Here is a 9,627-nt window from a genome sequence, read left to right as displayed (position 1 = left end):
GTCACCAAAGAAGAGGCCCTGAACCGCACACCAGCACCACGTGCACGAGCTGTGCCGTGCAACAGCCACTCGGTGATTGGGCAGACGCGACCCGCTGCGCTCTCGCTGCTGTCCTTATCAGCAGCGTCACCCATCGCCGTTTCAGCCCGCCTAACGCGCGGCTGCACGCCGGGCTCACGAGAAAACCAAATGCAGCGTCGCCCGAGCGACGCGGTATTCCCTGGTGAGCTCGGCGTGCAGCCGGCGTTAACCGGCGTGAAGGGGCGGTGGATGGTGCTCGTCATAGGGACAGCAGCGAGAGCGCAGCGGGTCGCGTCTTCCCAAAACGATGCAGAGAGTTTTCGCGCGCCGCTCTCGGCGTCGTCGCGATCGTGTGCGGTTCAGCGCCTCTTCTTTGGTGACTTTCTTCTGGCGCCGCAGAAGAAAGTTACCCCGCCGCCGGGCGGGACTCCCGGCACCTTGCCACCAAGCAAGTGCCACTTAGACCACCACGCCCACTCCAAGTGAACAGGACAACCCCCATGCTCCAGATGGAAAAACTGCAGAAGGTCTACCGCACCGAAATGGTCGAGACCTATGCCCTGCGCGACTTCAACCTGACCGTCAACGAGGGCGAGTTCGTCGCCGTGACCGGGCCGTCGGGCTCAGGCAAGACGACCTTCCTGACCATCGCTGGCCTGCTGGAAGCCTTCAGCGGCGGCAGCTACAAGCTCGACGGCATCGACGTCAGCCGCATGGGCGACGCCGAGCGTTCGCGCATCCGCAACCAGAAGATCGGCTTCATCTTCCAGGCCTTCAACCTGATCCCCGACCTGAGCGTGCTCGACAACATCGAGGTGCCACTGCGCTATCGCGGCTTCGGCGGCGCCGAGCGCAAGAAGCGCGCCGCCGATGCGCTTGCCCGCGTCGGCCTGTCGGCCCGCGGCCGCCACTACCCGGCCGAGCTCTCGGGCGGCCAGCAACAGCGCGTGGCCATCGCCCGTGCCCTGGCCGGCGAGCCGCGCCTGCTGCTGGCGGACGAGCCCACCGGCAACCTCGACAGCGCGATGGCGCGCAGCGTCATGGAGCTGCTCGAAGAGCTGCACCGCGACGGCGCCACCATCGTCATGGTCACCCATGACCCGCAGCTGGCCGCACGTGCGCAGCGCAATGTCCACGTCATCGACGGCCAGGTTGTCGACCTGGCTGCGGAGCTCGCCGCTTGAAAACCATCGCGTTCCTGCTGTTGATCGCTTGCGCCACCGCGCAAGCCGACGACCTGCTGCAGGTCTGGGCGCAGGCGCGCGCGGCCGACCCGCTGCTGCGCCAGGCCGCGGCCTTCAACGGCGCGCAGGAGGCGGCCTCACGCGAAGCCCGCGCGGCGCTGCTGCCGCAGTGGAACCTGCAGAGCAGCGAGCAGCGCGAGAACGGCAGTGGCGAGCGCTCGCGCACGACGACCAGCAGCATCAGCCAGCCCCTCTTCGACTTGGCCGCGCTGCGCGAATGGGACGCCAGCCGCAGCCAGGCCTCGGCCCAGTCCGCGCGCCTGGCCGCCGCCGAGCAGGCCGCGCGGGCCCGCGTCGCCGACGCCTATTTCGGCCTGCTGTCGGCCCAGGCCCAACTGGCCACGGCGCGCGCCAATGAAGAGGCCTTCGCCCGCCAGGTCAGCGAGGCCGACACGCGCTTCAAAGCCGGCCTGTCGGCCCAGGTCGAGGCCGACCAGTCGCGCGCCTACCGCGAACTGGCGCGCAGCAACACGCTGGCCGCCGAACTCAACCTGGCCGATGCCCGCGAGGCGCTGGCCCAATTGACCGGCGTGCCCGTCACCACCCTGCAGCCGTTGCGCCGTGCGCTGGATGCACAAGCCTTGCCGGACGACGCCGAAGCCTGGACCGCGCGTGCGCTGCAGGCCAACCCCGAGTTGCGCGCGCTGCAGCTGGACGTGCAGGCCAGCGAGCAGCGCATCTCGGCCGCGCGCGCCGGTCATCTGCCGACCTTGAGCGTGGGCGTGGACACGACCCAGCGCCGCAATGTCGGTGGAGGTAGCGGCGTGTCGGCCATCGATGCCAGCCGCACGCCGACGCTGGTCGGCCTGCGCCTGACGGTGCCGCTGTTTGCCGGCGGCGCCGTGGCCGCTGCGGCCGACCGCGCCGGCTTTCAGCGGGATGCCGCCCGCGAGCAGCTCGAAGCCGGCCGCCGCGCCGTGCTGCGCGAGGTGAGGGCGCAGCACCTGGCCGTGGGCCAGGGCGCGGTGCAGCTGCGCTCCGCGCAGGTCGCCGTCGAGGCCGCCGAGCGCGCGCTCGAAGCCACGCGCACCGGGCTGACTCTGGGCACGCGCAGCACCACCGATCTGCTCCTCGCCATCCAGACCCTGGCCGGCGCGCAGAACGCGCAGACCCAGGCCCGCCACCGCCATGTGCTGGCCCTGCTCGCCCTGCACCAGGCGGCCGGCTCCCTCGGTGACGCCGAACTGGCCACTGTCAACGCTCTTCTGGAGAACCGCTGATGTTTCTTCACTACCTCGAACTCGCCTGGCGCAACACGCTTGCCGCCAAGGGCCTCTCCGCGTTGATGGTGATGGCGCTCGCCCTGGGCATCGGCGCCTGCATGACGACGTTGACCGTCTATCACGTGCTCTCCGGCGACCCCATTCCCGCCAAGAGCGCTCGCCTATTCAACGTGCAGCTCGACGCGTCGGACATCGTCAGCTGGAAGGCCGGTGAAGAGCCCAACTTCGACCTGAGCCGCTATGACGCGACGGCACTGCTGCGCGACAAGAAGGCGCTGCGCCAGGCGATGTCCAGCGGCTTCAACACCGCCGTGGGCCTGCCCGATGCGCAGACCAAGCCGATCTTCTCGAGCGTGCGCATGACGTCGGCCGACTTCTTCGCGATGTTCGACGCGCCGTGGCAATACGGCGGCGGCTGGAGCGCGGCCGACGACGAAGGCGAGGCGCGTGTCGCCGTCATCTCGGCGTCGCTGAACGAGAAGCTGTTCGGCGGCGGCAACAGCCTGGGCAAGGAAGTCATCGTGCGCGGCCAGCCGCTGCGCATCGTCGGCGTGCTCAAGCCCTGGAAGGTGCAGCCCCATTTCTGGGACCTGACCCTGGGCAGCTACACCGAGACCGAGGACTTCTACCTGCCGTTCTCGACGGCGATGCTGCTGAAGATGGGCCACTGGGGCAATATGAACTGCTGGGCCAAGGGCGCCAACGGCGGCACCTCGCTGGACCTGAACGCGAGCTGCTCGTGGATCCAGTACTGGGTCGAGTTTGCCAAGCCCGAGGAGGCCGCCGCCTACCGCGACTACCTCGTCGCCTACTCCGAGGCTCAGCGCAAGGCCGGCCGCTACGAGCGACCGACGAATGTGCGCCTGCGCAACGTGATGGACTGGCTGGGCGCGCAGAAGGTGCTGCCCGCCGACGTGCGCCTGCAGACCTGGCTGGCCTTTGGTTTCCTGGCCGTCTGCGTCGTCAACATGGTGGGCCTGTTGCTGGCCAAGACGCTGCGCCGCAGCGGCGAGATCGGCGTGCGCCGCGCACTCGGTGCGACGCGCGGCGACATCTTCAAGCAGTTCGTCGTCGAGGCCGGCCTGCTCGGCCTGGCCGGCGCGCTGCTGGGCCTGCTGTTCGCCCAGGGCGGGCTGTGGCTGGTGCGCCAGAGCCCGAACGACTACGCCAAGCTGGCCGAGCTCGACGCCAGCATGCTGGCCCTGACGCTGGGCCTGGCCCTGCTGGCCAGCCTGCTCGCCGGCCTGCTGCCGGCCTGGCGTGCCGCCCTCGTCACCCCCGCCGTCCAACTGAAGGTGCAGTGATGTCTGACTCCTCCACGCTGTCCATCGTCCCGCCAGCCCGCGCCACCGGCAACCCCCTCGGGGCGTTTGGCCGGGCCCTGAGCGATCTCGCGCCCATCCTGTCGACGCTGCGCCGTCACCGCATCGCGGCCGGCCTCATCGTGCTGGAGGTGGCGCTGACCTGCGCCATCGTCACCAATGCGCTGCACCTGATCCAGACCCGCGTCGAGGCGCTGAACACCGACAGCGGCATGGCCGAGACCGAGATCGGCGTGCTGACCCTGCGCGGCAGCAAGCCCCAGCCGCCCGAGCGCACCGCCGGCATCGTGTCCGAGGACCTCACGCGGCTGCGTGCGCTGCCAGGCATCAAGGCGGCCACGGTGCCCAACCAGATCGTCTACGGCAACAACAGCAACAACAGCGGCGTCTCGCTTGAGCCCGACAACAAGGGCCTGCGCATCAGCGCAGCGCAATACGCGGCCGATGAACAGATGATCCCGACCTTCGGGCTCAAGCTGCTGGAGGGCCGCAACTTCACGGCCGACGAGGTGCTCGACAACTTCCAGACCTTCAGCGTCTCCGATCCCAAGATCCCGCAGCTCATCATCAACAAGGTGATGGCCGACAAGCTCTTCCCCGGCCAGTCGGCGTTGGGCAAGCAGGTCTATATCTTCGGCCGCTCGCCGTCGACCCTCATCGGCGTCGTCCAGACGCTGACGCACACGCAGCTGCACCGCGCCCGTGGCGACGGTGATGGTGCCGCCATGATCCTGCCGCTGCGCGGCGGCGGCTCGTACGTGATCCGCGCCGAGCCGGGCCAGCTGGACTCGCGCATCAAGGCCGCGGCCGCGGTGCTCGAAGAAGGCGACCAGGGCCGTGTCGTCACGCAGAGCCAGCGCCTGACCGAGATGCGTTCGTCCTTCTACGCCCAGGACCGCGCCATGGCCTGGCTGATGGGCGGTGTCTGCGTGTCGCTGCTGCTGGTGACGGCCATGGGCATCGTCGGCCTGGCGAGCTTCTGGGTGCAGCAACGCACCCGCATGATCGGCACGCGCCGCGCTCTGGGCGCCACCCAGGGCCAGATCCTGCGCTACTTCCAGCTCGAGAACCTGCTGCTGACGACGACCGGCATCCTCATCGGTATGGCCGGTGCCTGGGCCCTGAGCCAGCTGCTGATGCAGAGCTACGAACTGCCGCGCCTGCCCTGGGGCTATCTGCCCGCTGGCGCACTGGCGCTGTGGGCCCTGGGCCAGCTGGCCGTGTGGGTGCCAGCCCGGCGCGCGGCGCGCCTGGCACCGGTGGCCGCCCTGAGGAGTTGAAGCCCGGGTTCAGGCCGCCTGCAGGCTGCGCAGTTCGGCCGCCCAGTCGGCCCAATGCTTGCGGATGGCGGCCCGCTGCTCGGCATCGAGGCTGTTGAGCAGCTTCAGCAGGCTGGCGACGATCTGCTCGCGATAAGGCTGCTCGGTGGGCTGGGTCTGTGAGTCCTGCATCAGCAGGACGGTGCCCGCGGCCAGGTCCTGGCGCGCCCAGGCGCGCAGGGCCTGCACCAGCCGCGCCTGGCGTGCGGCACGGGCCTGGGCCATGACGGGCAGGTCGAAATGCCAGCTGCGAGCGTCGGCTGCGGCCTGCTTGCGGGTCGAGCGGTCCAGGTCGCCCAGCCAGCGTTCGAGGTTGCTGGTGTAGCGCTTGGCGCGCTCGTCGGGCCCGCGTTTGCCCGATTGCTTCTCCCGCCACTCGGTCGTCTTCTCGGCCATCTTCTTTTCCAGGTGTTGCCACTGCTCGGGCCGCAGGCTGGCCAGCACCGGCGCGGCCAGCGGCGCGGCGTGCTGCAGGCAACGCTCGACGCTGGCGCGCGCGCCGCGCTCCAGGGCCAGCAGTTCGTCCTGGGTGACGCCGTCGTCCAGCGCCGCATGGGCCTGGCCCACCAGCGCAATCCATTGCGGCAGCTCCTCGCGGCGGTGCCAGGCCTGCCAGGCCTGCAGCTGCGTCTTGAGCTGACCGCGCTGCGGGCTGTCCAGGTCGAGATAGTTGTCCGCCCAAAGCCCGGCCAGCAGTGGCAGCTGCCCATAGGCCAGCGTCAGGCTGGAGCAGCCGATCAGGCCCAGCAGGGCCGTCAGCGCGAAGAGGGTGGCAAAACGCTTCAGCAGTTGCATGGGGCCATCGTGACAAGGCAGGGCGGCGTTGTCACGCCTGGGGTCTTGCAGGTCAATTCATGCGCCGGTAGGGCACGACGCCGCCCTGGCCGACCCGCACCAGGGCCAGGGCTTGCTGCACCTCCGGCAACCCGCGTGCCTGGGCCTCCAGCTCAGTCGCCTGCTCGGCACGCCCGACGCAGCCCTCGAGGTAAACGACCCGGCCCTGCACGGTCAGCCACAGGCTGCTCGGATGCAGGGCGGCCGTGCCGTTCAGCTTGGCACGCAAGGCCCCGGCAATGGTCGCGTCATAGCGGAAGGCATTGGGTTCGCTGCATTCGCCCTTGAGCCAGCAGGTGGTGCCGCGCTCGGCGCGATGGTGAGCTTGCACGCGGGCCTCGGCGGCCGTGATGCGCGGGCCGCGGGGCTCCGGGCAATCGGCGATATCGGCCGACACGGCCTCGAAGGGGTCGTTGAAGCGGTTCAACACCAGCTCATCGCTGCCACCGGCGAGCAGCAGCGCGATGAGCAGGGCGGGCGGCGGCGTCATGAAGGCATTCTGGTGGGGCCGGGTATCGTGTGGTCCCGCGCAAACCCTCGCCTCAGTCGCCCCCCGTGTCCCACCAGGATCTGCCGCACACCCTCAAGCTGATGACGATCTGGCTGTTGATCGGCTTGGGCATTTTCCTGGGTTTCAAGCTGTGGGAGCACGAGCGCGAGGCCAGCCGCTTCCAGCTTGCCGGCGAGGTCATCGTGCTGACGCGCGGGGGCGACGGCCACTTCCACTGGCCCGGCCGGGTCGACGGCATCGAGGTGGATTTCCTCGTCGACACCGGCGCCACCACGACGGCCCTGCCGCAAGTGTTGGCGGAGCGCGCCGGCCTCAAGCCGCTGGGCGCCGTGCGCGCCCATACCGCGGCCGGCGCCACGCGCGGCTTTCTTGCGCGGGCCGACGTTGCGCTGGAAGGCGGCGTGCGCGCCGACAAGTTGATGGTGACTGTGCTGCCCGACCTGGGCGCGCCGCTGCTTGGCATGGACGTGCTCGGTCGCCTGCACTTCAGCCAGAAACCTGGTGAACTCCGTATCGAACCCCGCCCATGATCCGCGCCCTCCTTTTGGCCTTTCTCGTCGGCAGTGCCCATGCCGCCTGCCCGCCGGCGCCGGCCCTGCCGAGTGCCGAGCAGGCCGCCACCTGGGCCGCCAAGGCGCCGGACCGTGGCCTGCTGTGGCGCATCAGCCGTGGCGGCCACAGCAGCTATCTGTTCGGCAGCCTGCATGTCGGCAAGGCCGACTGGGCCTATGCCGGGCCGGCCCTGCGCGCGGCCTGGGCGCAGACCGAGGTACTGGCCGTGGAGCTCGACCCCGCCGACGTCGGTGCCGTGCTGGCCGCCATGCCCAAAGCCGCACCCCTGCCGCCGGCTCTGGCCCAGCGCCTGGACACCCAGGCCCGCGCCGCCTGCCTGTCGCCTGGTGCCCTGAGCGCGCTGCCCGTCATGTTGCAGCTCAGCATGCTATCGCTGATGGAGGCGCGCCGCGATGGCTTTGATGCCGGTTTTGGCCAGGACGTCATGCTGCTGGCGCGCGCCAGGAGCGAGGGCCGGCCGGTGCAGTCGCTGGAGAGCGTCGATGAGCAGCTGCAGGCGCTGGAGCCTGCGGCGGCCGAGCTGCCCGCCATCGTCGACGGCACCCTGCGCCAGTTGCGCGGCGGCCAGATGCGCGAGCCGCTGCGCCGGCTCAGCAGCGCCTGGTCGCGCGGTGACCTGGGGGCGTTGGCGAACTATCCGCGCTGGTGCGCCTGCGCCGACAGCCCGGCCGAACGCGCTTGGTTCAGGCGAGTCAACGACGATCGCAACGGCCCGCTGGCCGAGCGCATCGCGGCCTTGCATGGCGCCGGCCAGCGCCTGCTGGTGGCCGTGGGCGCGCTGCACATGAGCGGCCCGCGGGCCCTGCCCAAGCTGCTGGCCGAGCAGGGTTTTATTGTCGAAGCCCTGCTGCCCAGCAAGTAGGATGGAAGTGCCCTTACAGGAGACAAGACATGAGCGACAACAGCTTCACCAAGTTCGTGCCCGGTTTCGAGTTCCTGCAGGGCCTCGTCAAGAACGCCGGCTCGGCCTTGCCCGGCATCGGCCAGTGGGTGGCGCCGACGCTCAACCCGGAGGAGCTCTCCAAGCGCATCGAGGAGCTGCGCACGGTGCAGTTCTGGCTGGAGCAGAACGCCCGCATGCTGGCCGCCACCATCCAGGCGCTGGAGGTGCAGCGCATGACGCTGTCGACGCTGAAGTCGATGAACGTGCCGCTGGCCGACTTGCGCGACAGCCTCAAGCTGCCCACCGGTGGCGACGGCACCTCCTGGCCCGGCATCCCACCCGAAATCCTGGCCGCCGCGGCGCCGGTGGCCCAGGCTGCGGCTCAGACGGTGACCAAGACGGCCAATACCGCTAGCAAGGTCGCCGCCAAGACCGTGAAGACGGCCGGCGATGCGGCCAAGGCCGTGGCCGACAACCCGGCCGCCGTCGTCGACCCGACGCAGTGGTGGACGGCGCTGAGCCAGCAGTTCACGCAGCTGGCCACCTCGGCCATGAAGGACACCGCGACCGATGCGGCCAAGAACCTCGCCGGCAACCTCGTCAAGCAGAGCTTCGACGCCGCCAGCGAAACGCTGAAGCGCGCGGCCAGCGTGCCCGGGGCGGTGGTGGGTGGCGTCGCCAAGGGCCTGGCGTCCGGCGCCGCGCCCAAGCCGGCCGCGAAGACCGCCGCCGCGAAGGCGGCCAAGCCACGCAGCAGCGCGCGCCGCAAGCCTTGAGGCGAAGGCGAACCGGCGCGACGGGAGGGTGATGAGGCGCCGGCCGCTGCTGGTCATGCTCACGGCTGCCTGCGCCACCGAGGCGCCCGCGCGGCCCGCACCGCTGGTCTATCCCCAGCACGAACCCGGCCGCGTGCCGCAGTGGCACTACATGCAGGCCGTCATCAAGCTCGCCATCACGCGCAGCGGTGCCGACTATGAGTTGATGGAGTCGCCCGTGCCGATGACGCAGGCGCGCGTCGTGCGCGAACTGGCCGACCGCAGCGGGCGGATCGATCTGTGCTGGACCATGACCAGCATCGAGCGCGAGGCCCGGCTGCTGCCGGTGCGCGTTCCCATGGACCGCGGCCTCATCGGTTGCCGCGTTGCCTTCGTCCGCCCCGAGGACGTGGATCGCTGGCGCGACCTGCACGACCTCAACGAACTCTCCCGCTACGTCGCCGGCCAGGGCCAGGACTGGCCCGACACCGCCATCCTGCGTGCCAACGGCCTGCCGGTGCAGGGCATCAGCCGCTACGAGGCGCTGTTCGACATGCTGCGCATGCGCCGCATCGACTACTTCCCGCGCGCCGTCTTCGAGATCGACGACGAGGCGACCACGCCGGCGGCCCATGACCTCGTCATCGAGCCGCATGTGCTGCTGCGCTATCCGGCGGCTTCCTACCTCTTCGTGCGCCCGGACCGGCCACGACTGGCGGCCGAGTTGCAGCGCGGCATGGAGGCCGCGGCCAGCGACGGCAGCCTCGCGCGCCTCTTCCAGCAGTATTTCGGCGACCTGCTGCGCCGCCACCACCTGGCCCGCCGGCGCCAGCTGTTGCTGAAAAATCCGTTGCTGCCGCCCGAGACGCCCTTGCACAAGCCGGCCTACTGGCTGGTCATCGAAGGCTGAGATGAACTGCCCCTCGCCAACTGCCCCTCGCC

The 9,627-nt window shown here is 70.1% G+C and carries 10 protein-coding genes; 8 read left to right on the top strand and 2 right to left on the bottom strand.

The genetic code is table 11. From position 1 onward, the window contains the following. Positions 1 to 521: 521 nt before the first annotated feature. From AC1DU6_RS11820 to AC1DU6_RS11805, 4 genes are read left to right on the top strand one after another with little or no spacing between them, the layout of a single operon-like run. Positions 522 to 1,205 carry an ABC transporter ATP-binding protein gene (locus AC1DU6_RS11820; protein ID WP_056205385.1) on the top strand — a complete coding sequence of 228 codons (684 nt, stop codon included), beginning with the start codon at positions 522 to 524 and terminating at the stop codon, positions 1,203 to 1,205. Beyond that, positions 1,202 to 2,485, top strand: a complete 1,284-nt coding sequence (locus AC1DU6_RS11815; protein ID WP_477857375.1) for a TolC family outer membrane protein — start codon at positions 1,202 to 1,204, stop codon at positions 2,483 to 2,485. The genes AC1DU6_RS11820 and AC1DU6_RS11815 overlap by 4 nt, the downstream gene beginning before the upstream one ends. Then, positions 2,485 to 3,792 (top strand): ABC transporter permease, encoded by a 1,308-nt coding sequence (locus AC1DU6_RS11810; RefSeq protein ID WP_056205381.1) that lies wholly within the window; start codon positions 2,485 to 2,487, stop codon positions 3,790 to 3,792. Before AC1DU6_RS11815 ends, AC1DU6_RS11810 begins: the two co-directional genes overlap by 1 nt. Then, entirely contained in the window at positions 3,792 to 5,090 is a 1,299-nt protein-coding gene (locus AC1DU6_RS11805) for an ABC transporter permease (RefSeq protein ID WP_477857373.1), read from the top strand. The genes AC1DU6_RS11810 and AC1DU6_RS11805 overlap by 1 nt, the downstream gene beginning before the upstream one ends. Positions 5,091 to 5,099: 9 nt before the next feature. Here the strand turns inward: AC1DU6_RS11805 and AC1DU6_RS11800 are convergent, their stop codons facing one another. Together AC1DU6_RS11800 and AC1DU6_RS11795 are read right to left on the bottom strand one after the other, a co-directional pair. Beyond that, on the bottom strand, positions 5,100 to 5,924 hold the full coding sequence (locus tag AC1DU6_RS11800; RefSeq protein ID WP_477857371.1) for a DUF6279 family lipoprotein: 825 nt from the start codon (positions 5,922 to 5,924) through the stop codon (positions 5,100 to 5,102). Positions 5,925 to 5,976: 52 nt separating this feature from the next. Next, entirely contained in the window at positions 5,977 to 6,453 is a 477-nt protein-coding gene (locus AC1DU6_RS11795) for a BON domain-containing protein (RefSeq protein ID WP_457350447.1), read from the bottom strand. A 65-nt stretch (positions 6,454 to 6,518) separates the two neighbouring features. Between AC1DU6_RS11795 and AC1DU6_RS11790 the strand changes: the two genes are divergently transcribed. Genes AC1DU6_RS11790 through AC1DU6_RS11775 form a run of 4 tightly spaced genes read left to right on the top strand, consistent with a single transcriptional unit; the run spans position 6,519 to position 9,595 of the window. Continuing rightward, positions 6,519 to 7,004 (top strand): retropepsin-like aspartic protease family protein, encoded by a 486-nt coding sequence (locus AC1DU6_RS11790; protein ID WP_157282209.1) that lies wholly within the window; start codon positions 6,519 to 6,521, stop codon positions 7,002 to 7,004. Continuing rightward, the gene (locus AC1DU6_RS11785; protein ID WP_477857368.1) at positions 7,001 to 7,909 is read left to right on the top strand and encodes a TraB/GumN family protein; all 909 of its coding nucleotides are present in this window, start codon (positions 7,001 to 7,003) and stop codon (positions 7,907 to 7,909) included. The genes AC1DU6_RS11790 and AC1DU6_RS11785 overlap by 4 nt, the downstream gene beginning before the upstream one ends. Positions 7,910 to 7,938: 29 nt before the next feature. Beyond that, positions 7,939 to 8,706, top strand: a complete 768-nt coding sequence (locus AC1DU6_RS11780) for a PhaM family polyhydroxyalkanoate granule multifunctional regulatory protein (RefSeq protein ID WP_056205372.1) — start codon at positions 7,939 to 7,941, stop codon at positions 8,704 to 8,706. Between the two features lie 55 nt (positions 8,707 to 8,761). Beyond that, the gene (locus AC1DU6_RS11775) at positions 8,762 to 9,595 is read left to right on the top strand and encodes a substrate-binding periplasmic protein (protein ID WP_477857366.1); all 834 of its coding nucleotides are present in this window, start codon (positions 8,762 to 8,764) and stop codon (positions 9,593 to 9,595) included. The last annotated feature ends 32 nt before the right edge of the window (positions 9,596 to 9,627 follow it).

The organism is Roseateles sp. P5_B10, assembly GCF_056400485.1.
The sequence above is the reverse complement of the archived record's forward strand: the minus strand, read 5'-3'. Positions and strand labels throughout refer to the sequence as shown.